Source organism: Paenibacillus sp. FSL R10-2734 (genome assembly GCF_037963865.1).
GTDB lineage: Bacteria > Bacillota > Bacilli > Paenibacillales > Paenibacillaceae > Paenibacillus_AQ.
In genome coordinates this window covers 2,787,259-2,809,289 of record NZ_CP150170.1, presented here as the reverse complement: position 1 = coordinate 2,809,289, position 22,031 = coordinate 2,787,259, and the positions used below count along the sequence as shown (strand labels likewise).

The 22,031-nt window shown below is 43.1% G+C and carries 18 protein-coding genes; 1 reads left to right on the top strand and 17 read right to left on the bottom strand.

What is annotated here, in order from left to right; genetic code table 11:
* Positions 1 to 16: 16 nt before the first annotated feature.
* The 6 genes from NSS67_RS12185 to NSS67_RS12160 form a co-directional block, all read right to left on the bottom strand.
* Positions 17 to 1,222, bottom strand: a complete 1,206-nt coding sequence (locus tag NSS67_RS12185) for a Ger(x)C family spore germination protein (RefSeq protein ID WP_339319771.1) — start codon at positions 1,220 to 1,222, stop codon at positions 17 to 19.
* Positions 1,219 to 2,730: a spore germination protein gene (locus NSS67_RS12180; protein ID WP_339319770.1), complete on the bottom strand. Its 1,512-nt coding sequence runs from the start codon at positions 2,728 to 2,730 to the stop codon at positions 1,219 to 1,221. The genes NSS67_RS12185 and NSS67_RS12180 overlap by 4 nt, the downstream gene beginning before the upstream one ends.
* A gap of 140 nt (positions 2,731 to 2,870) precedes the next feature.
* A complete protein-coding gene (locus tag NSS67_RS12175) occupies positions 2,871 to 3,911 on the bottom strand; it encodes an NAD(P)/FAD-dependent oxidoreductase (protein ID WP_339319769.1) in 1,041 nt (346 codons plus the stop codon).
* Between the two features lie 42 nt (positions 3,912 to 3,953).
* Positions 3,954 to 5,669, bottom strand: coding sequence for an ABC transporter ATP-binding protein (locus tag NSS67_RS12170; RefSeq protein ID WP_339319768.1), 1,716 nt, complete (start codon positions 5,667 to 5,669; stop codon positions 3,954 to 3,956).
* A 43-nt stretch (positions 5,670 to 5,712) separates the two neighbouring features.
* Positions 5,713 to 6,747 carry an iron ABC transporter permease gene (locus NSS67_RS12165; protein ID WP_339320582.1) on the bottom strand — a complete coding sequence of 345 codons (1,035 nt, stop codon included), beginning with the start codon at positions 6,745 to 6,747 and terminating at the stop codon, positions 5,713 to 5,715.
* A 2-nt stretch (positions 6,748 to 6,749) separates the two neighbouring features.
* On the bottom strand, positions 6,750 to 7,808 hold the full coding sequence (locus NSS67_RS12160) for an iron ABC transporter permease (protein ID WP_339319767.1): 1,059 nt from the start codon (positions 7,806 to 7,808) through the stop codon (positions 6,750 to 6,752).
* A 213-nt stretch (positions 7,809 to 8,021) separates the two neighbouring features.
* Here NSS67_RS12160 and NSS67_RS12155 point away from each other — a divergent pair, with 213 nt between their 5' ends.
* Positions 8,022 to 9,029, top strand: a complete 1,008-nt coding sequence (locus NSS67_RS12155; RefSeq protein ID WP_339319766.1) for an ABC transporter substrate-binding protein — start codon at positions 8,022 to 8,024, stop codon at positions 9,027 to 9,029.
* 70 nt (positions 9,030 to 9,099) lie between these two features.
* On the opposite strand, the gene NSS67_RS12150 is transcribed toward NSS67_RS12155, so the two are convergent.
* From NSS67_RS12150 to NSS67_RS12100, 11 genes are all read right to left on the bottom strand, one after another.
* Complete coding sequence (locus NSS67_RS12150; RefSeq protein WP_339319765.1) at positions 9,100 to 9,321, bottom strand: hypothetical protein; 222 nt, start codon at positions 9,319 to 9,321, stop codon at positions 9,100 to 9,102.
* Positions 9,322 to 9,380: 59 nt separating this feature from the next.
* Complete coding sequence (locus NSS67_RS12145; protein WP_339319764.1) at positions 9,381 to 11,345, bottom strand: FtsX-like permease family protein; 1,965 nt, start codon at positions 11,343 to 11,345, stop codon at positions 9,381 to 9,383.
* Positions 11,335 to 12,102 (bottom strand): ABC transporter ATP-binding protein, encoded by a 768-nt coding sequence (locus NSS67_RS12140; protein WP_339319763.1) that lies wholly within the window; start codon positions 12,100 to 12,102, stop codon positions 11,335 to 11,337. Before NSS67_RS12140 ends, NSS67_RS12145 begins: the two co-directional genes overlap by 11 nt.
* Positions 12,103 to 12,283: 181 nt before the next feature.
* The gene (gene cheB, locus NSS67_RS12135) at positions 12,284 to 13,363 is read right to left on the bottom strand and encodes a chemotaxis-specific protein-glutamate methyltransferase CheB (protein WP_339319762.1); all 1,080 of its coding nucleotides are present in this window, start codon (positions 13,361 to 13,363) and stop codon (positions 12,284 to 12,286) included.
* A 41-nt stretch (positions 13,364 to 13,404) separates the two neighbouring features.
* A complete protein-coding gene (locus tag NSS67_RS12130; RefSeq protein WP_339319761.1) occupies positions 13,405 to 15,003 on the bottom strand; it encodes a methyl-accepting chemotaxis protein in 1,599 nt (532 codons plus the stop codon).
* A 203-nt stretch (positions 15,004 to 15,206) separates the two neighbouring features.
* Entirely contained in the window at positions 15,207 to 15,869 is a 663-nt protein-coding gene (locus NSS67_RS12125) for a response regulator transcription factor (RefSeq protein ID WP_339319760.1), read from the bottom strand.
* Between the two features lie 40 nt (positions 15,870 to 15,909).
* Entirely contained in the window at positions 15,910 to 18,843 is a 2,934-nt protein-coding gene (locus NSS67_RS12120; protein ID WP_339319759.1) for a PAS domain S-box protein, read from the bottom strand.
* Positions 18,844 to 18,940: 97 nt separating this feature from the next.
* Positions 18,941 to 19,696: an RNA polymerase sporulation sigma factor SigF gene (sigF, locus tag NSS67_RS12115; protein ID WP_042129724.1), complete on the bottom strand. Its 756-nt coding sequence runs from the start codon at positions 19,694 to 19,696 to the stop codon at positions 18,941 to 18,943.
* Between the two features lie 11 nt (positions 19,697 to 19,707).
* On the bottom strand, positions 19,708 to 20,163 hold the full coding sequence (gene spoIIAB / locus NSS67_RS12110; RefSeq protein ID WP_042129726.1) for an anti-sigma F factor: 456 nt from the start codon (positions 20,161 to 20,163) through the stop codon (positions 19,708 to 19,710).
* Positions 20,160 to 20,513, bottom strand: a complete 354-nt coding sequence (spoIIAA, locus tag NSS67_RS12105) for an anti-sigma F factor antagonist (protein ID WP_339319758.1) — start codon at positions 20,511 to 20,513, stop codon at positions 20,160 to 20,162. The genes spoIIAB and spoIIAA overlap by 4 nt, the downstream gene beginning before the upstream one ends.
* Positions 20,514 to 20,688: 175 nt before the next feature.
* The gene (locus tag NSS67_RS12100; protein WP_339320581.1) at positions 20,689 to 21,876 is read right to left on the bottom strand and encodes a D-alanyl-D-alanine carboxypeptidase family protein; all 1,188 of its coding nucleotides are present in this window, start codon (positions 21,874 to 21,876) and stop codon (positions 20,689 to 20,691) included.
* Between the last annotated feature and the right edge of the window lie 155 nt (positions 21,877 to 22,031).

Here is a 22,031-nt window from a genome sequence, read left to right as displayed (position 1 = left end):
TTCCTCTAGAACTCTGTCATTTCTTTTTAAACAATTGCGGATTTAACCTCATTCCTATACTGCGTATATATGCCTTAACAGAAACATCCAATTCCGCCTTCGCAAACACAGACTCCCAATCATCCTTTACCAAGTCCCATGCCTTCGGATTTGTACGTTTGAGTTCATTTGCAAAATTAAAAATATCACATTTCATTTCTTGAGCAGCCTGTAATGCTTGAATGATCTCACGTTTGGTCTCTTGGGCCAATTCGACTTCCAAATTTTCAATTTCCTCTTTCTTGCTCATATCAATGTAGCTCTGTGCTTCATTTATTCCTCCTTCTTCCACAACATCAACATGAAGGATCGCTTGCTTATCATGGAGTTCAATTTTAATTTTCGTTTTAGATTGGTTTATGTTTACGGCTATAGAATCCTTAATATCACGCGAATCTACATTGATACTGGTTTCATTAATCTCGTTTTGAACCCAAAGTGCTCCCCTAGCCACCGAATCATCCAGCCAGCCTTGCAAAATCCCATTTTTAAATACCCCAATCCCACTCATTGTAACAAGTGCTTTAACTATGGTTTGTTCCATTCCTGATTTCTTCGCACCATCTTCAGGATTTCCGATGATCTTTGCACCGGAGATGACCACTTCCCCTTCACCACCCATTCCATTGACCAGCTCAAATACATTAATATCTCTACTCTCTCCCCATATTCTAGCGGTATTCTTACTCTTCTTAACGATCCCCACAGCAGGGAGATTCTCTATGGGCTGCAGAAGCTTCAGGATTGAGATCGCATCTGTATCTCTCGCTACAATGACTTCCGTGTTAAGCCGCAGCTCATGGGATCTCTCAAAGATGTCGAAAATACCTTCAATGCCACTCTTAGCAGTTGATTCCCCTATAACGAACAGCTGCGTGTGTGCAAAAAACAATTGTCTAGCCGCAATTTTTGAAGTTTTGCGAAAAGCACCGAATATTGTCCGATCCTTAGCAGAATAAATAGTAATCGTGGGCTTTCCAGTACTTGCCCCTGCACTTGTTGCTGTAGAGGATGGAATTACAACCTGGAAAGTAACCTGATATTCCTCTTTATCTGGTACTTTATCCACACCCATTCCGCTTACTATACCCAGATTGTTTAATTCACGACTGTTCCAGCAGCTAGTTAATAGCAGTAGGCAGCCCATATAAACAAATGAACGCACAATCCATCCAAAATTCATTTCGCTCCCCCCGGCTTTCTCTCATTCGTTTTGAGTCGGGTATGATTCTTTTGGTATAATAGACGAGGTCTGGTCTTCATATATTTCAGCGGCACTCGCATGATGGTATCTTTCTGGTTATCTGCGATAAAAGGAGCAAATGGCGACATATAGGGAAATCCCAACGAGTTCAAGCTACACATATGAGCAATTAAAATAAAGAGAAAGATCGCCATTCCGTAAAGCCCCATAAAGGCAGCAATAAACATTATGATGAAACGCAGTATGCGTATGGATAGAGCCATATTAAAGGCTGGAGTAGCAAAGCTGGATATTCCTGTGAGGGAAACTACAATAACCATCGCAGGAGAGACAATACCTGCTTGTACCGCAGCCTGTCCTAAGACTAAGCCCCCAATGATCGATACTGTTTGGCCTATAGGTGAGGGCATACGAATTCCTGCTTCGCGTATAATCTCAAAGGTAATCTCCATTAAAATCGCTTCAATAAAAGCCGGGAACGGTACTCCCTCTCTTTGTGAAGCTAAATTTATGAGCAAAGGTGTAGGAATCATCTCTTGGTGAAAGTTTAGAATCGCAACAAATAGTGCGGGTCCAAATAATGAAATTGCCAAACAAATAAATCTTAATATGCGGATCAAGGTCGTAATGTCAAACCGCTGGTAATAATCTTCTACTGCATGAAAAAACATAAAAAAAGTGGTTGGAGCAATCAGTACAAATGGGGTGCCATCTACAAAAATAGCCACTCGCCCTTCAAGGAGATTTCCAGCAACACTGTCAGGGCGCTCAGTATTATATAATGTTGGAAAAGGCGTAAAAGGAGTATCTTCAATAAGTTGCTCAATATACCCAGATTCCAGAATGCCATCTATAGTAATACTTTTGAGTTTTTTTCTAAGCTCATCCAAGATTGAATCATTGACGATTCCATGGATATACATAAGTGATACATTCGTTTGCGTGACCTTACCTATCTTCATAGACTCAATCCATAGATCAGGGCTCTGTATTTTTCTGCGCACCAATGAAATATTAGTCCCCATAGACTCTGTGAAAGCTTCCTTAGAGCCGCGAATGGCTACTTGGGTTGTCGCCTCCGAAACCGCTCTAACCTCACCACCGCTCGTATTCCCTCTTATAGCGTCCTTAACACCGTCAACCCATAGAATGGTATCTCCGGAGAATAAAGCCTCATATAGCCCATCCCAGTCACTAGTGGTTTGTTCTTCTCCGATCCCTCTTGCTACCTCTTTCATATAGTTAAAAATATCCTCGGCAGATGTTAACTCAAGGTTTACTTCACTGAGCTTATCAAAAGACATTGCATGCTCTACAAACTCATTGACCATCAACTTTTCTACTAAGCCATCAATATATATCGCAGCCACTTCAACCTGTGTCGTAATGGATTTAAGCCTACGAATAACAATATCAGGACTATTCCCAAGCCTGCCTTGAAGCTCTTCAAGATTATCTGCCAAAATAGTAGAGTTAAAGGGGTCCATCCTCAACACCTCCTGCCTATACTATTTGTTCTGTATCTTTTTTTTATACAACTATTGGAATTTAGAGCATTACTCGGATTAGAACAATTAAACACAAAAAAACCGATCAGCCACGATGGGCCAATCGGCATATATTCTTATTAATGACCATCAACGACGCCAAGCGCCTTATTCTTCTCCGCGAACCGCTCATTGTGAGAAGAAACGTAAGCAACTTTGTCCGCAGATGGATCTATGTACAGCTTGGCACTATTAAGCGCCAAAACCGCATCCGTGAAAGCACCTGCAATTAAACGAACCTTGCTCGTATAATCCACAAAGTCACCAGCAGCAAATATCCCAGGGAGATTGGTTTCCAGCTTATCGGTTACATTCGCACACCAATCGCCCATATCAAGCCCCCATTCTTTTAACGGTCCAAAATCACTCTTCAGACCATGGTTTACGATGACTGCATCCACTTCGAATTTCTCTGTTTCTCCCGTGTCTATGTGGTTGATCGTAACCTGATCTATCGTTTCACCGTTACTGCTGTGTAATTGGCTTACTGCATATGGCACGCGGACATTGACTGAAGATTCCTTCATCCGCACAATATTTTTCTCATGACCACCAAACTTTTCACGACGATGTACAATCGTTACACTTGCTGCGATGGACTCCAGTTCATTCGCCCAGTCTACTGCGGAGTCGCCTCCACCTGAGATTAGCACTCTTTTGCCACGGAATGGCTCCAGCTCCTGAACGGTATAATGAAGATTCGTCACCTCATAGCGATCCGCACCTTCAATTTCGAGCTTAGCCATCTGTAGAATTCCGTAGCCAATAGTTAAAATAACTGTTTTTGTCCAATGCTGTTCTCCGGTGGACGAGGTTAAAATATACGTCCCGTCTTCTTGTCTCTCCTGTTTCATGATTAGCTGCCCCAACACAATGGTTGGTTCAAAGGTCTGAGCTTGCTCCTTGAGCTGACCGATTAGCTGGTGACAGAGAGTGGGAGTTAAGCCCCCTACGTCCCAGATCATTTTTTCAGGATAAATAAGCATTCTTCCTCCGAGCTCATCCTTCGCTTCAATTAACTTGGTCTTCAAGTCTCTCATCCCGCTATAAAAAGCTGTATACATCCCAGCAGGTCCGCCGCCAATAATAGTTACATCGTATAATTCCAGTTGATTGTTCATTGTGTCCCTCCAAAAGTATATTCTTTTGATGTTCTTAGCCGATTACGCCCCAAATTGTGCCTCATGCAGTCGACTGTAAATTCCGGCAGTCTGTAACAGTTCTTCATGTTTACCTTGTTCTGAGATACCACCTTCCGCAACGACAACGATGCGGTCGGCATTCTTGATCGTTGCAAGACGGTGAGCAATAACAAGCGTTGTACGACCTTGAGACAACTCAGCGAGCGCCTCCTGAATCGCGGACTCCGTCTCGGTATCCAGCGCCGATGTGGCTTCATCCAGAATGAGAATCGTCGGATTCTTCAGGAACATCCGGGCGATGGATAACCTCTGCTTCTGGCCTCCGGACAGCTTAACGCCCCGCTCCCCGATCATAGTGTCCAGCCCAGTAGGCTGAGATTTGATCAGTTCTTCCAGTTGAGCACGCCGTGCTGCCTCCCAGATCTCCTCGTCGGAAGCACCCAATCTACCGTAAGCGATATTCTCACGGATAGTTCCGTCAAACAGGAATACATCTTGTTGTACAATCCCGATATGGGAACGAAGAGATTCAAGTGTGATCGAGCGAATATCAATTCCATCAATGGTTATGTTACCTCCGCTAACATCGTAGAAGCGAGGCAGTAGACTACATAGCGTTGTCTTACCCGCACCGGAAGGTCCAACCAGAGCGACGGTCTCTCCTGCAGTAATCGATAGATTCACATTTTGAAGCACCTTATCTTTATCGCTGTAGGCGAAAGCTACATCATTGAAGGTGATATCCCCCTTAAGACCATGTACTGGCTTGGCGTCTTTGGCATCAGCAACATCTGGCTCAGTCTCCAGTAGTTCGAGATAACGCTTGAAACCAGCGATGCCTTTCGGATACGTCTCAATGACCGAGTTAATCTGTTGTAATGGGCCTAAGAAAACATTGGACAACATCACAAAGGCAATGAATTCACCGTAAGTCATTTGCTTCTGAATCACAAAATATGTTCCGCACAGTAGAACAAATAAAGAGACTAATTTCATTAAGATAAAGCTAAAGGATGAGTTCCAAGCCATAATTCGATAGGTTAGCAGCTTCGTAATCCGAAAGCGCTCGTTATTCACCGCAAAGCGGGAAATTTCATAATTCTCGTTAGCAAAAGCCTGCACGACACGGATTCCACTCACATTGTTCTCTACGCGTGCATTGTAATCTGCGATGTCCGCAAACATGATCTTGAAGGCTTTGGACATCTTTCGACTGAAGTACATCGATAAATAAATCATAAGTGGAACGATAACAAACGTCAGAATAGCTAATTGCCAATTGATACTGAGCATGATACCGAATACGCCGAGCAGCGTCATCACCGCTATAAACAAATCCTCCGGACCATGGTGGGCAATCTCACCGATATCCATCAGATCATTTGTCATCCGAGAGACCAAATGACCCGTCTTATTATTGTCAAAGAAATTGAAAGACAGCTTCTGTACACGGTCAAATAGTTTCTTTCTCATATCTGATTCGATATTAATCCCCAGCTTATGCCCCCAGTAAGTGACGACAAAATGCATGAAGGAACTGACGATATAAATTCCTAGCAAGCCAAGGCAAGAATAGAGTATCCACTTCCAGTTTCCAGTTGGCAATAGATCGTCAACTACCCGGTTAACAGCCAGAGGAAAGACCAATTCCAGCAGTGCAGCAGCAATAGCACAGGAAAAATCAAGAATAAACAATCCCTTATAAGGCCTATAGTAAGCAAAAAAACGACGCAACATGGTAAGAATTCGCTCCTTCTGGTGAGTAATCAGCCTACTTTCATCAAGATTTCGTACGGGCTAACAAATACAAAAAGTATGGTGCTCCAATTACAGCAACAACGATGCCCGTAGGAATCTCAGACGGCTGTAGAATCCAGCGCCCGATAGTATCCGCTGTAATCACGAGCAGTGCCCCGAGCAGTGCCGAGGTTGGAAGCATGAGTTGATGCTTCGGCCCGACTAGCCGTCTAGCCAAATGTGGCCCGACCAATCCTACAAAGCCAATGCCACCGCTAACAGCGACACTCGCCGCCGCTAACCCTACTGCAGCCGCAAGAAGACGGAATTGTTCCTTCGTAACTGCGGCCCCAAGTCCCACGGCTGTCTGCTCACCTAAATTTAGTACGTTCATCACCCTTGCCTTATAGATGACATAAGGCACCAAAATAAGAATCCACGGTAGGAGAGAGAGGACAAACTTCCAGCTTGTTCCCCAAATGCTACCCGCCAGCCAGGTAGCGACAAATTGATACTTCTCAGGATCCAAGCGGAGCGTCAGCACGATCATAGCTGCACTCATCCCTGCTGCTACAGCTACACCAGTCAGCAGCAGCCGCATAGGGGATATTCCCTGATGCCGCTTATAAGCTAGGGCGTAGATTAAGGCAGCAGTAACTCCCGCGCCAACAAACGCTACCATTGGCAGCAAATACACTGGAGCCGCGGTTGCCGTCGGGTAAAAAGAAATTAACAGCATAACCATAATTCCCGCGCCGGCGTTAATACCAAGAATACCGGGATCCGCAAGGGCATTCCGAAAGACCCCTTGCATGACAGCTCCAGATACAGCCAGACCTGCTCCGATCAGAACAGAAATCACAATACGCGGTAACCGAAATTGAAATAAAATAAGTTCCTGTTTATCTGTACCTTTACCGAATATCGTATTTAGCAGCTCCATAGGAGTCAAACGTATGTATCCTGTATTCATACTAATAATAAAAGCAATAACAATCAGTACAGCCAACGAAATCATTGTAATAAAACCCCGTTTATTCTTAGAGGCTTCGAAGGTAGAGAACGTGGTCTTCTCCATCATTACAGCTCCCTCCTTTCTTTACGCGCAAGATAAAGGAAGAAAGGCACACCGATCAGTGCAATAATCGCCCCAAGCGGCGTTTCATTAGGAGGGTTAATCATCCGTGCCGTTAAATCTGCAAACACTGCGAGTAGACTGCCAAGTATAGCTGAACAAGGAATGATCCACCTGTAATCGACACCCACAAAAAAACGTGTTAAATGCGGAATTATAAGTCCAATGAAACCAACGGCACCAACTACGGCAACCGATGATCCGGCCAGAACCAATACGATTAAAGCCCCTGCCAACTTCACAAGCCCTGTACGCTGACCTAGCCCTTTAGCCACATCATCACCTAAACTGAGCATCGTGATCGATCGGGAGATTACCATTGCACCAAGTAAAGCAGCCCCTATCCAAGGGAACATGATTTTGAGTTGAATCCATTTCGTCCCAGCCACGCCTCCCGCATACCAGAAAGCCAAATCTTGACCGATGTGAAAATATAAAGCTACCCCTTCACTAAGCGCCGACAAAAGTGCACTAAAAGCAGCACCCGCCAGCACCAATCGAGCAGGAGTTAATCCTCCTTTGGCAAGTGATCCAATCCCGTATACAACGCCCGCACCTACTCCGGCACCCAGGAAAGAATATAGAATCAAATACATAAACGATAAATTTGGAAAAAAAGCAAAACAAAGCGCGAGCGCAAATCCTGCGCCTGAGTTGATACCCATCAGACCTGAATCTGCCAGTGGATTTCGCGTCATCCCCTGCATAATGGCGCCAGCAACTGCAAAGCTGGCCCCTATCATTGCCCCGCCAAGTACACGGGGTAATCTTAATTCTCTAATAATCTGATGATCCATGATCTCCGGATTAAAGTTAAATACAGCTGACCACACCACAGACAGCTTAATATCTGCTGCACCGAAAGAGACGGAGACAGCGATACCTAATACTAATAGCGCCAGACCGCCAACCAAGATTAAGGTTGCAGCCCAAGGACGTGAACGAAAATCTCGTTTTACTACTCCCTTATCGGCTCCTATCCTGGTAGTTATCTGTTGATTCATGAATGCCACCCTATTTCTATGAAATTGATTCTCATTATCACCTGTCTATTGTAATTTAGACTTCTTGGATTTGGCAATAGATAGATTTAATTGGTGAAATTTAAATTATTGCATTGACACGAATTCTAGGATTTGATATGGTTCAAAATAATAATAATAATGATAATGATTCTCATTATTATTAATTAGCACGTATACTTAGGGAGGTTTACCATGTTTAAAAGAAAGACCCTCTTCCCCATCCTGGCACTCACAATGTTATTGTCCGTATTTGTGACCGCCTGCGGGGGGAACAACAATGCTTCATCTAATACACCATCAGCTACATCCGAAGCAAAAACGGCACCAAGTGCCGAGGCAACGGCAGCTACAGAAGCTCCTGCCGCTGAAACGCGTAGCTATGAAACTAGTAAAGGTACTGTGCAAATTCCAGTTAAACCTCAGCGTATCGTTACCGATTATTATGGCGGGGAATTGCTTTCCGTTGGAGCAAATGTGGTCGGTGTTGAACCTAGTACCTTTGACAACCCCTTCTTGAAAGATTTACTCAAAAATACACAAGATGTAGGTGCTCCAGTCAATGCTGAGAAAGCTTTAGAACTTACACCAGATTTAATTGTCGTTATGTACGATGATAACTACGATGCTTTATCCAAAATTGCGCCAACGGTTCATATTCCTTACGGGACTGCAACGAATATCTATGAGACAGTAGAACTGTTCGGTGATATTGTAGGTGCACCTGACAAAGCCAAACAATTCATCGCTGACTTTGAGAAAAAGGCTGCGGAAGGCCGCGAGAAGCTTAAAGATGTCGTAAATGAAAATGATACTTTTGGCATCTATGAGCTTACTGACAAAGGCGAGCTATGGACCTTCGGGAACAATGCTGGCCGTGGTGGACAAGCCCTCTATAACGCGCTTAAGCTGAAAATGCCTGCAAAGAACAGCAACGACAACCAAACGCTACAGCTGTCTATGGAGCTATTGCCAGAATATGCAGCTGACTACATGTTCCTAACTACTTATGATCCTGATAAAAAAGGCGATAAACTGAAAGAGCTGAAGGAATCTCCAGTTTGGAATGGACTTGATGCTGCGAAGAACGACCATCTGTTCTACAACGATTTTGATACCTTCTACCGCTATGATCCTATTGCAATTACCGCACAGATCGATCTGTTCGTGGAAATGATTCTTGAGCGAAACGGTAAGAAATAAGCATAACAAACAAAGAAACACCCCACTTAAGGCGATGCCTAAAGTGGGGTGTTTTGGTATTAAATGAATGTTATCTAGTATATTCTTCATACTGATCGGACTTATTTAATTTTTTGTACATATACTCATCATTCTTAAGCTTGTATAGCTGCCCCATCCCCGCAAAAACAAAAAACAGTACCAAAATTAATAAGTACGCATAAGTGAATTCACCAATATAAAAGCAAGTGACAATAGCAACTAGAGTCAAGATCAACAATGCCACTGCAATTCTGGATAAGATCTTCTTCAAACGGAATCCCCCTACGTTTTTTGTTTGTTAATATTATCATATTTGGAATTATATTGGTATCATTTTTGTTCTGCTAAGGGAATTTCAAGTAATTGGATATGAGACAGCATCTTGCGAGTATATATTTTGGTATATACATTATAAAAGAGGACTTGAAATACAAGATACGCCCCTCCTATTAACAAACAAAACCAAAACGGAGCCAGACCTATGGACATTTCTATCCTGGTAGAACTTACTACAAAAAAAGTAGCCAGCATCGCACCTAATACATAAGGGAGAAAAAATAGTACTTTAAAGGGTTTACCTATGATTTGGGCCACTTCCTTAGAAGTAATTCCAATCTTGTTCAGCTTCCTGAATTTTATCTTCTCTCGCTCTAGATCCGTAAGAATACTGAAATGCAGAACCACACCAGAAGCAATAAAGAATAATAGGCCTACAAACGTAAATACGAAAATTCCGAATCGGCCCGACTCCTGTAACTGTGAATATTCATTAATTCTAGACTTGGTGGAGAATGCGCTGGCATCATGCCGATCATCTCCATACCAAGACTCCGTGTTGTCCTTGTTATAATTGGCTAATGCCGCATTTATCTTAGCATCTATTTCAGCAGTCTTCTTCCAATCCTTGAAGTTAAGCAGCTGAAGATTCCCGAGTGAGTTCGTATGCTCCGCCTTCAGAGCCGCATAATCTTCTTCATTCACAATGATATGAAGTCCATTCATTAGAATCGGCACAGGATTGAATAGCATTTTTAAAATGAGACCTTGTGAGTGCAGCGTTTGGTTGCCGGAGGAAAGCTTCATTTCGAAGGATGGCATTTCCGGTCTTTGATTCTTAAGCTCGTCACCTTGAGCAACTAAAGCAAGATTAAGAAAGTGACCTTTCTCTACATGATAATCACTGCCAGCTAATGAGTTTATACTCTGGACAGAGAATATTTTGAAAGCGAATAAATCTATATATGGAAGCTCTTGATGTGAAATCAGCGGTGTAGCGCCATGATCTGTGATCTCGCTAAGTGTCTCTGGTGAAATGCTATTTTTCCCGAATACTTCTGTATAGGCGATATGATACGGGTTATTCTTAACCGCAATCGCTTGAGAATCCCAGGTGATAAAAAATATAATACTGCTCAGAGAAATAGTAATGAAGGCGAGGAAGGTGATAAGAGCAATTACTATTCGTGACCGTCCAAGGGTATGGCTCAGATCGGACATAAACAGAAGGTGCTTGTGATTAGAGCGTGTTACACGCAATAAGAAGAACTCCATCCACCCCCCAAGTCCTGACATCAAAAAATAGACTCCCACTATACATATTCCGATACTTCTTAGCATCACATTGCCGTTAGTGTAACTGTAATGACTGAGCATATCATAAACTGCGATTCCCAAAAGTACGACTCCAACGAACCCGGTAATTTTCCCGTGAAGAAGGCTGCGTTCTGCAGTTCTGGATTCTTTTAAAAGGCGCACCATGTTATATCTCAGGGTTAACAATAGATTGACCGCTATCACTACAATGTAAATAACCACGAAGAATATAGTAGTATGAAAATAACTATCCAACGTCAGTGTAAAAGCACTGTCCCCAATATCAACAAACTTCGATACGATGAAGAAAAATATTCCCGCAAAAACCGTCCCTGAACCTAAACCAGTGAGAATCGAAGCTAAAGCGATCATGCTATTCTCGAAAAAAATTATTTTGCGGATATTGTGATACGTCATTCCTAGGACCATTAACAGCCCGAAGTCGCTTTTTCTAAATTTCACAAAGGCCATTTGTGCGTACAAAATAAATAGAACAGCAAACACTCGTATAACCAAAAAAGGAGCATATAAATTACCGGATACCATCCCATTCACTTGATAAGGGTTATTGAAATCAGGGTTCGTATAAAGCGAATAGAATGTGAAGAAGACCATGATCGTAAAACTGCTGCACAGGAAAAATAACAAATACCTTCTAAGGTTCGCCTTAAAGATCTGATAAGCCATTCTCCTAAAGGTCATCTTCTCCCCCTCCAATGAAGGCCAGGTTCTCCAGAATCATATCGAAAAATGCTCTGCGCTCTTTATTATCTCTAGCAATCTCTAATAACGCCTTCCCATCCTTGATAAAAAGCACTCGATTACAATAGCTGGCTGCAAAAGGATCATGCGTCACCATTACAATCGTCGCTCCTTTCAGAGCATTCAGTTTAGCAAAGGTTCTCATCACTGTACTCGATGATTTGGAATCCAAATTCCCCGTAGGCTCGTCCGCAAAAATCACAGCCGGATTATTAATAATCGCTCTGCTGATCGCCGCTCGCTGCTGCTGCCCTCCTGAAACCATATACGGATACTTGTCCTTCACCTCACCTAGATCAAATAGAGATACCGTCTCATCAGTCTTGGCATTGATGTCTTCTACCTCTTGTTCATCCAGCACCATAGGCACCATGATATTTTCCCGAAGGGTCAAACTATCCAGCAAATTGTAATCCTGAAAAACGAACCCCATTCGCTGCCGGCGAAAAAGTGCAAGCTCGTTCTTGGACATCTCACTTATGCTTGTCTCTGCAATCCGTACTACCCCACTATACTCCGTGTCGATTCCGCTAAGGATATTCAGCAGCGTCGTTTTCCCGCTCCCCGAAGGTCCCATTATCGCTACAAACTCACCGTTATCCACACTCAGGCTTATCCCGTTTAGCGCCTGAAATACATTCATTTTGCCTTTGCCTCTATATTGTTTAGAGAGATTCTCTACTTCTAGAATCGACATGCTGGCACCTTCCCCTTCATAGCTCGGAATGAATTAACATTAAATGGAATCACATTATTCCTGCTAATACTATAAAGGTACGCGGAGCGTTCGGTTGTTAGATTGCTCACAGAGGTTTAATTGTTTCGAGCGTGCAAATGTACAAAAAGAGCCTCCTAAAGGAGACTCTTTCCATTCTTACCTACCGTCGCAACTCCCCCGTAACCTCCATAATCTTCGAGGCTAACAAATGCGAAGGAACCTCATAATCCACACACCCAAGCGCCACCGCTGCTCCGGGCATTTCATTTACAATAGAAGTCTCATGCGATTCAACAATCGTTGATTGAGTTCCTGCTTGTTTAGCAAGTAGCATTCCTCTCGCCCCATCGTTTCCCATTCCGGTCATTAAGATCAAATGCTGCTTCAGGCTCTTTAATCCAGAGATGGAATCGAACAGCACATCAATAGATGGACGGTGCGCATTCACCGGAAGCTTCTGATGAAGTTTGATTCTATATTCTTGCTGTTTCTGGATTACGGTCATATGACGATCACCAGGTGCGATATATACCGTTCCGCCGAGCACCAACTGATCATCCTTCGCCTCAACCACCCGTACATTTGAGAACCGATTCAATCGTTCTGCCAATACTTTTGTGTACTTGGGCGGCATATGCTGAGCGATTAGTAAGGGGTATGGGAAGTTCGCTGGGAGCGAGCTGATTACGATTTCAAGCGCCTTCGGGCCACCTACTCCACATCCTATTGCCACAATTTGATCCAATGCTTCCTTACAACCGGACTTAGAATTTTCTTCTGCCTGTAATCCTGAAATCACTTTGGAAACGGTAATGTTATTAAGGATGAGGGTTCTCAATGGGATTTGGGCAGCTTGTTTTATTTTGAATAGCAGCTCATCTTTTATGTCAGATAGATCAAATCCATTGGATTTGGTTGGTTTAGATATGAAATCCACTGCACCGTTTTGTAGCCCTGTGATGGTCGCTGTTATTCCATCCTTAGTTCTTGAACCCAGAATAAGAATTGGCGTTGGACGCTGTGACATAATGCTTGAGAGTGCTACCAAACTATTTAATTCCGGTATTTCTATATCTATAGTTACGACATCGGGTCTGAGTTCTTGTACTTTGCTAACCGCTTCGGATGCATTTCGAGCTGCTCCAATGACCTCGATAGTTGAATCCTCCGCAATTAGGATCGAGATCTGTTTACGCATGGTTACTGAAGTAGCTACTACGAGCACCTTTAACTTTTGCACTACTTCTCCTCTCCTATCAATGATAATACCCATGACACTGTTTATTTAACTTTAAAAAATGATACGAGAGCATTTAATTCCTCCGCAAGCTGTGCTAATGCATTAGCCGTCGTTGCCGTTTCACTGCTGCTGGCCGCCATTTCTTCTGTTGCTGCTGATATACTCTCAATGGAGTACAGGACTTCTGATGATTGTGCAGCCTGTTCTTCACTCGCGGCTGCGATTTCTGTTACTTTATGTGCGGTATCGTTAACCATAGAAATAATATAATCAAAGGCTTCCCCATTTTTTTGTGAGAAAGCTACACCTTCTACGACAGCCTTCACGCTATGCTGCGTATTCTTCTGCATGTCTTTAATAATGTCCGTAACTTGCTTCGTAGCTTCACTGCTCCGCTCTGCTAGCTTTCTTACCTCATCTGCCACAACTGCAAATCCTCTGCCCTGTTCTCCAGCACGAGCCGCTTCGATTGCTGCGTTTAAGGCCAGCAGATTTGTCTGTTTTGCAATATCATCAATAACCGCAATAATCTGCCCAATTTTATCAGAGCCTTCTTCTAAACTAGACATTTGATTATTTAGCAGCCTCATCCCTTGTATGGAGTCCGTAACTACAGCACCTCCATCCTGAGCGATACGCATCGTCTGATCTGACAGCTCTGAGGCATGCTCTGCACTTTGAGCTACTGAATTAATCGCTTCAGATAATTCTCGGAATAGTTCATTCATCGTTTGCGCTGCAGTGGCTTGACTCATACTACCGCTAGCTACTTCCTCAGTACTTGCAGAGATTTGCTGCGCAGCAGCTGAGACACTTTCCGCCGAGGACAATATACCTCCCACGGTACGCCTTAAGTTCATAACCATGGCATTAACTGAATGGGCCAGCTTTCCGATCTCGTCCTTGGATTCCAGATTTGATGTTTCGCTTAAGTCTCCACTGGCTACTTTACCCAGCAGGCGCATCACTTGATTTAGAGGTCGTGCGATAATTTGAGAGATTAAATAACCAAAACTCACACTGATCAGCAGTGCAACAATAGTAACACTGAAGGTAATCAAACGAGAGGATTGATATAGCTTATTTGCGTATTCACTGGATCCCTGTGCCTGCTTCATGTTGATGTCAATTAGACCTTGCAGGAAATCCGTCATCTCCGTAGTAGCCAACTGTAAATCTCCTGTTAGCAAATAATTTGTATATTCTTCATTACTGATGATCTTCATATCCAATTCAATCGCATGATCCACGCTGGTGATGTATCGTTGCCAAATCTCAGGAAAAGTCTTCATCTTCTCTGATTCTTCTTCTCTCAATTTAGTCTTACTATATTTACTCATGATATCTTCAATGCTTTGGACATTCTTATGTAATTTATCTCGATACTCTTTTTTCTTCACCTCGGTTTTGGCCATCGTATTTATATCTCGAATGTTTATTCTATTCGTTAAAAAAAGCTCATTCGCTTCACCGAGATAGGCAATCGGTGTTAAGCGATTCTTATACATATCCTCGATGGACTCATCCATCTTACTTAAATTGCTTATTCCATAGAATCCTACGAAGCATAATATGGCCGATACCAACACAAATGCTGAGATTAACTTTACTGCTGTTCTTAAATTATAAAACCATTTCACCCTTCTGCACCTCATTACGCTAGTAAATTTTTGAAATTCTTAGGAACTATTTCATCATAAACTGTAAGCAGAATATGGTAACCGAAAAAAAATGGCGTGATCGCGCAAAATTATTGCGTCCCCCCGCAAAGATGCGCATAACAAAAAATCCCGCCTCACTAACCAGTGAACGGGATTTCAATCTATGTGATTATTACGTATTTTCACAATGAATTAGTAAAATCTGATTCCTTTAATATTCCCAGCCTTTTAGCTGTGATAGCCGCTTCAATTCTTGATTTCACATTTAGCTTTTGGAATAAATTAGTTAAACTATATTCAAGAGACCGCTGACTCATAAGCACTATCTCTGCTATTTCCTTGTTACTTTTTCCTTTTGCAATTTCTGTTAGCATTTCATGTTCCCTTTTGCTAATCATGGAGGTTGCTTGTTCATCAGTGATTTCTAATCCTTTAGGTGGTACTTTTCTTAACTGCTTGACTAAAGTCTGCGGTAGAATGACTTCCCCTCTTAATGCACAACGTACTGCTGTAATCAACTGCTCTCTATTGGTCGTTTTTGAGATAAATCCAAATATTCCTGATTCGATCATCAAATTAAATTTGTTGTTAAATTCGTATCCGGTATAGATTAAAATGATCGCATCCGCGTTCATTGTTAATACTTGTTTCGCCAAATCAATTCCATTCACATCGGCGATATGAAGATCAAATAACATTACGTCAAAAGAATGACTACTCACCATTTCAAGCACCTCATGGGCAGAATTGGCTAGAGTAACCTTCATATCTCCCTCTTGTTCTAATATCATTCTAGTCCCTTCCATTACAGATGGATGGTCATCCACTAACAAAATTTGAATCATGCCTACTACTACACCTCTATCCAATTGTTATGCCGCATGATTAATCTGCAGGTATAGATATATTGACCGCTAATCCCTTATTCTCTGGCGAGTGGAATACTATCGTCCCCTCCATACTCCGAACCCTTTCTTTCATACTGTATATCCCCATACTTTTTAGCGAATCCTCTCCAAGTAAACTCATTCCAATTCCATTATCTTGATAATTCAAATGAATCTGCTCAGCTACACTAGCTAAGGTAATGTGGACTTCTGTCGCAAAGGAGTGCTTCGCTGCATTAGCTAAAAGCTCTTGCACAATCCGGTACAATCCTATAAGCATTTCATCATCTAGCTTATGTGTGAATGCTTCTGACTGGAAATAAATCTGATAATTGGTACGCAGCTGAGTGAATTCAAACAACGTCTCCAGCGAAGAGGTAAGGCCCTCATTAATTAGTGCAGGGGGGCGGAGCTCGTTACAAATAATCCGCAGTTGATAGATGACATCTAGTAAGCCTTCTGTGATCTGTTCTAGTTGTCCTCTAAATTCCCCACTAATGGACTTATCCCCTAGGAGAAGATCCAGCTTACGATACCAGATAATTTGTTCTTGAAGGGCGGAGTCGTGTAAATCCTGAGCAAGTCGTTTTCGTTCATTCTCGGATAAATTAAACATAAAGCGGAGAAGCCATGTAGGAGCTACTTGCTTGGAAGCCGCTTGCTCAAGATCCTTAGTTAAGTCTTCAATCAGCAAAAAATGATCAAAGAGAACACTAACATAACGGGTGATCGTCTCAAGCCAGACTCGAATAGAACTGATTTCTAATAAACGGGTCTTCTCGTTAATCGATAGTAAATAACTTGTTCCGCGGAACTCCCCGATCTTGAGTGAATACCCTTGCTCCGTTTCGATAATTTCGCATAATTTATCATGATTATGTTCAACATCGATTAGACTAATATTTGATACCTGCAGGATATCTCTGACTTCTTTGAGCAACCGCTGTTCCATATGGCTAATCTTCATTACACCAAAAAGATCCTGTGAGAACTGGTCCAGACTCATCTGCAAACGAAAATACCTTTCCTCGCTTTCACGAATCATTTGGGAGGCATGTTGTCTGTCCTCTTCTGTTTTTTTTCGATCACTTATATCCCTAAATATAGAGATGCATGCAATTTTCCCTTTGTACAAAATGGAGCTAGCTGTTACCTCTACATCGATAATCGTTCCATCCGAACGTACGACCTTTTGTTCAATTGGAACTAAGATCTTATAGGGCTCCTTATAGATTTCAAGCATGCGTTCTTTCGCCAGCGACAAATAGTCCGGATGCGCCCAATTAAAAATCGTTTTACCGATCAACTGACTCTCATCGCAAACTCCAAATAAACCACGACAGGCGAAATTCACATAAACAAACTTATACTCGCTATGAAGAACGACCGCTTCAGGTGATAGCTTGATCAACTGCTGATTGAACTCCTCGCTTTCCCTTAATTCTTTTTCCATTTGCACTCTCTTGGTAATATCTCTTGCTACAATTACAATACTCATTACTTCTCCATCCTCACCTAGAACGGGAGTAGCAAGACATTCTAAATTTAAGATATAACCTTTTGAATGAATAAAACGATTGTAAAACATCATGCTTGCTTTTGTCCTAAAAATATTTGATATCTGTTCACGCAAGCTTTCTTGCTCATCTGGATCGATATATTTTAGTATAGTAGTGTCTTTGATTAAGCCTACAGGAATACCGATTAGGGTCTCACAGGAGGGGGAAGCTACAATGAAATTCCCTTTCTGATCTAGAACACCCATCATATCCTTCATGTTATTAATAATAAGTCTGTATTCTGCTTCACGTTGCACCAGCTTGTGCTCTACTTCTACTGTTGATGTTATATCTTTAGCGACCACAAAAGCACCAACAATACGACTATTCACATATACCGGGACATTTTTCATAGACCAGTGACTCACTTTTCCATCCTTGCGGGAAGATGTCACAACATAATGCTGAGCAGATCCTCGTACTGTTCTTTCAAAATAATCCGCCATCCTTGGTATATTCTCTGCTCCAAATAGATTCATAATGGACAATTTCTCTCCGACCATACTTAAAGATTCTCCAGTAATTTGCTCTGCCGCAGAATTAATTGCTAAAATATTCCCTTGCAGATCCAGTTCACATACGACGTCTGAGTTATAATCAAATAAAGATTTATAACGTTGTTCACTTTTGAAGAAAGCCTCTTTCATACACTTTTTTTCAGTGATATCTGCCAATATCCCATCAAGCCGAACCACCGCTTGGGATTCATCTAGACTGGGTATGATCCTGACCTGTAACCATCGAGGCTCACCATTTGCGTGGATGATCCGATATTCAGTAAGCATTGGAATCCCCTGCAGAGCCGTTGACATGATCTCCTGATCCAAAGGATTTTCTTCCTTATGCGCAATACGGAGCCAAAAGTCATCCTCCTTCGCCTCTTCAACTGAATAACCGGTGATATTGAAAATGGCATCCGATATAAATAGCACTTTCTTAGATACGTAATCGAAAGACCAAATTGCCACATCAAGCTTGGAGAGCATTTGTTGATACAAAGAAAATGTGCTTTCTAATTGAATTTGCGCCTTTTTTTGTTCAGTAATGTCCAGCATAACTCCATCTATTCGGCAGACCTTATTATCCTCATTTAGAATTGGCGTACCAATACTTTGAACCCACTTAAGTTCTTCAGTAGATCGTTGCATCCGATACTCAAGACTACTGATAAGACCAGCATTCAATCTTTCCATGTAGGTATCATATTGATCAAGATCCACTACATACACAAATTCCCGCAGAAAATTAGGGCTATGCGAAATAGCCTTACTTGTGACACCTACCCATTTCTCTAAACCATTCGACATCGTCAGCAGATTTTCTTCCATATCTATAGACCATGTGATCACATTCTCGTCGCCGAGTGCATGCATATTGAGATCACCTCCACATAAAAAGCCCCCCCTTTTCGGGGCGGCTTTTTCTTCCAATTCGCTATTTTACAAGCGTCATTACATGATTAGCTTTATCCTACTGAGCAATCTGCTCACGGATATTTTGCAATATTTTCTTCTCCAGCCGGGATACCTGCACTTGAGAAATCCCTAGACGACTGGCGACCTCCGACTGCGTTTGGTCACGATAGTATCGAAGATAGACGATCAGACGTTCACGTTCGCTAAGGCCTCCGATAGCTTCATTTAATGCCAGCTTATCGAACCAACGCTCCTGTGATTCGTCAGCGATTTGATCAATCAGCGTGATCGGATCGCCATCATTCTCGAACACCGTCTCATGAATAGAGGTCGGCGGCTTATTGGCTTCCTGAGCGAATACCACTTCTTCGGGAGTAACCCCGAGTGCTTCCGCAACTTCACCAATCGTAGGCAGACGATCAAGCGTTTTAGACATTTCATCCTTCATCTTGCGAACCTTGTTAGCCATTTCCTTAAGGGAACGACTGACTTTTAAGGTACCATCGTCACGAAGGAAACGCTGAATCTCACCGATAATCATCGGCACCGCATAGGTGGAGAACTTGACCTCATAGCTGAGATCAAATTTATCAACGGACTTCAAGAGTCCGATGCAACCGATCTGGAACAAATCGTCAGGCTCATACCCGCGATTCATAAACCGCTGTACTACCGACCAGACCAGTCGGATATTACAGCTTACAAGCGTGTCTCGGGCAAGACTATCTCCGGCCTGACTGAGTGCGATAAGACGTTTGACCTCCGCATCGTCCAAATAGGTCGGCGGAGCTTTTTTTGACTCTGCATCCATGGCTCCAACCCCTAATTGTATAAAGCTTTTTTCGAGACGATGGTTTTCTTCATTGAGATAGAAGTACCGTGTCCCGGTTCACTAGTGACTTCAAATTCATCCATGAAATTCTCCATAATAGTAAAGCCCATGCCCGACCGCTCCAGTTCTGGCTTAGAGGTGTACAGCGGCTGTTGCGCCAGCTCTAAATCCTCAATGCCCCGTCCCTGATCCTCAATGGTTAAATGTACCGTTTCGTTGTCCAGTGATGCCGAGATGGTCACAATACCTTCCGGATCACTATCATACCCATGAATAATACAGTTGGTGACCGCTTCCGACACGACTGTCTTCAGATCATTCAGCTCGTCCATCGTAGGATCAAGCCGGGAAACAAATGCCGCTACGACTACACGCGCGAACGATTCGTTCTCCGAGCGTGCAGCGAACTGCACATTCATGAAGTTACCAGCCTTACTATTTGTCATAACGCAACCTCCAAATCCGAGAGTGCAGTGCTCTCGTCGTCATATAGGGGCATGATTTTGAAGAGGCCTGACATTTCCAGAAGCCGCTTCACTGGTGCCGTTGCATCACACACAGCCATTTTTCCACCTTTACTGTGGATCAGTTTATACCTGCCCAGAATCACACCTAGGCCTGAACTGTCCATAAACTGCAGATGCTTAAGACTAAGAACCAAATGCGATACCTGACTACGCATAATCGCTTCATCCATATCCATTCTTACAAAATCGGCTGCGTGATGATCCAGCTCCCCTGATAAACGGACAATCAACACACCCCTGTGATGCTCCATCTCCACATGAGAATTCATGTTTGCCACTCTCCTCTTCGTTGCTTTGAAAACTGACCTTGAAAGACTGTACCTATTCCCTACAAGGACAAGGTTTTCTACGCGGCAAATCAGGAATCCTGCCTCACGACAAAACTAGAAGAAAACCCCTATGAATCTACAGAGTACATGGGGGCAATCTACAAAAAAACTGTTTTTAATCCACGCCGAACATCGAGCCTGTTGTGCGCTTAAAGAGCTTCCACCAGCTTGCTTTCGGCACAGCTTCCCCTGCTTTTAATTCATATTCCTTAATCACATTGGTTCCTTGGTAGACAACCAGCTTGCCCACGGATTGACCTTCAGCCACTGGAGCCTTCACGCTTTCCGGCAGCACTAGCTCGTGGCGAATGCCTTCTTGGGTCCCACCTTTTTTCAAAAGAACACTGTACGTCTCTTTCGCCGTAATCAGCAGCTCGGACTTTACGCCCTTCTCAATCTTTAGGGTGCCAATCGCATCCCCTTCTTTGTGGATCGTGTGTACTTTATATTGCGAGAACAGGTAATCGAACATGCCTGACACTTCACTGTTGCGTGTCTTCGTGTTCGGCTCGCCTAGCACAACAGCGACAGCACGCAGGCCATCTCTTGCAGCTGTAGCGGACAGACAGAATTTAGCCTCGGCTGTATAACCTGTCTTCAGTCCATCAGCACCAGTGTAGAAACGCACCAGCTTGTTCGTGTTCACCAACCAGAACGGTTTGGTTGAATCCTTACGTAAGTAATCCTGATAGGAACCGGTATATTTGATAATTTGATCATGCTTCAAAAGTTCCCGACTAATGACCGCAATATCATAAGCTGAGGAATAGTGATTGGCGGCCGGAAGACCGTTGCAGTTGGCAAAATGGGTATCTTTTAGACCCAGCTCCTCTGCACGTTTATTCATCAGATCGACAAAAGCGCTCTCCGAACCAGCTATTTTCTCTGCCATCGCCACAGATGCATCATTACCGGAGGCCATAGCGATGCCTTTCAGCATCTCGTCCACCGTCATTTCTTCACCAGGCTCCAGGAAAATTTGCGATCCGCCCATCGATGCGGCATATTCACTCGTGCGCACCTTGTCCGTCAGTTGCAGCCTTCCTTCATCCAGCGCTTCCACCGTAAGCAGCATCGTCATAATCTTCGTAATACTTGCGGGAGGCAGCTTATCATGGCTGTTCTTTTCATAAATAATAGTGCCGGTGCCTGCATCCATTAGAATCGCGGAACGCGCACCAGGCGCAAGATCTACAGCGGCAGTCTTACTGCCAGCATTCTTGCTTTTTTCCTCAGCATAAGCACCTGACACCGGTCCTAAAACCGACACAACGATACAGAGCACAAGCACAGCAAAACGCATTTTTCTCACAATGGTTCCCCTCCTGAACGTTAACCTTCATATCACAGGTACTGTGTTTCAGTTTCGTCAGAAAGGGTGAAAATTATTCCATTATTAAGCAAATAACCACAATTATTTATCACGAGTATAAACACCTTCAACGTCCTATTATGGAC

What these genes read in the sequence shown, in the direction of transcription:
- NSS67_RS12185 (WP_339319771.1), bottom strand. Translation starts at nt 1,222, where the DNA reads ATGAATTTTGGATGGATTGTGCGTTCATTTGTTTATATGGGCTGCCTA.
- NSS67_RS12180 (WP_339319770.1), bottom strand. Translation starts at nt 2,730, where the DNA reads ATGGACCCCTTTAACTCTACTATTTTGGCAGATAATCTTGAAGAGCTT.
- NSS67_RS12175 (WP_339319769.1), bottom strand. Translation starts at nt 3,911, where the DNA reads ATGAACAATCAACTGGAATTATACGATGTAACTATTATTGGCGGCGGA.
- NSS67_RS12170 (WP_339319768.1), bottom strand. Translation starts at nt 5,669, where the DNA reads ATGTTGCGTCGTTTTTTTGCTTACTATAGGCCTTATAAGGGATTGTTT.
- NSS67_RS12165 (WP_339320582.1), bottom strand. Translation starts at nt 6,747, where the DNA reads ATGGAGAAGACCACGTTCTCTACCTTCGAAGCCTCTAAGAATAAACGG.
- NSS67_RS12160 (WP_339319767.1), bottom strand. Translation starts at nt 7,808, where the DNA reads ATGAATCAACAGATAACTACCAGGATAGGAGCCGATAAGGGAGTAGTA.
- NSS67_RS12155 (WP_339319766.1), top strand. Translation starts at nt 8,022, where the DNA reads ATGTTTAAAAGAAAGACCCTCTTCCCCATCCTGGCACTCACAATGTTA.
- NSS67_RS12145 (WP_339319764.1), bottom strand. Translation starts at nt 11,345, where the DNA reads ATGACCTTTAGGAGAATGGCTTATCAGATCTTTAAGGCGAACCTTAGA.
- NSS67_RS12140 (WP_339319763.1), bottom strand. Translation starts at nt 12,102, where the DNA reads ATGTCGATTCTAGAAGTAGAGAATCTCTCTAAACAATATAGAGGCAAA.
- NSS67_RS12125 (WP_339319760.1), bottom strand. Translation starts at nt 15,869, where the DNA reads ATGATTCAAATTTTGTTAGTGGATGACCATCCATCTGTAATGGAAGGG.
- NSS67_RS12120 (WP_339319759.1), bottom strand. Translation starts at nt 18,843, where the DNA reads ATGCATGCACTCGGCGACGAGAATGTGATCACATGGTCTATAGATATG.
- sigF (WP_042129724.1), bottom strand. Translation starts at nt 19,696, where the DNA reads ATGGATGCAGAGTCAAAAAAAGCTCCGCCGACCTATTTGGACGATGCG.
- spoIIAB (WP_042129726.1), bottom strand. Translation starts at nt 20,163, where the DNA reads ATGACAAATAGTAAGGCTGGTAACTTCATGAATGTGCAGTTCGCTGCA.
- spoIIAA (WP_339319758.1), bottom strand. Translation starts at nt 20,513, where the DNA reads ATGAATTCTCATGTGGAGATGGAGCATCACAGGGGTGTGTTGATTGTC.
- NSS67_RS12100 (WP_339320581.1), bottom strand. Translation starts at nt 21,876, where the DNA reads ATGCGTTTTGCTGTGCTTGTGCTCTGTATCGTTGTGTCGGTTTTAGGA.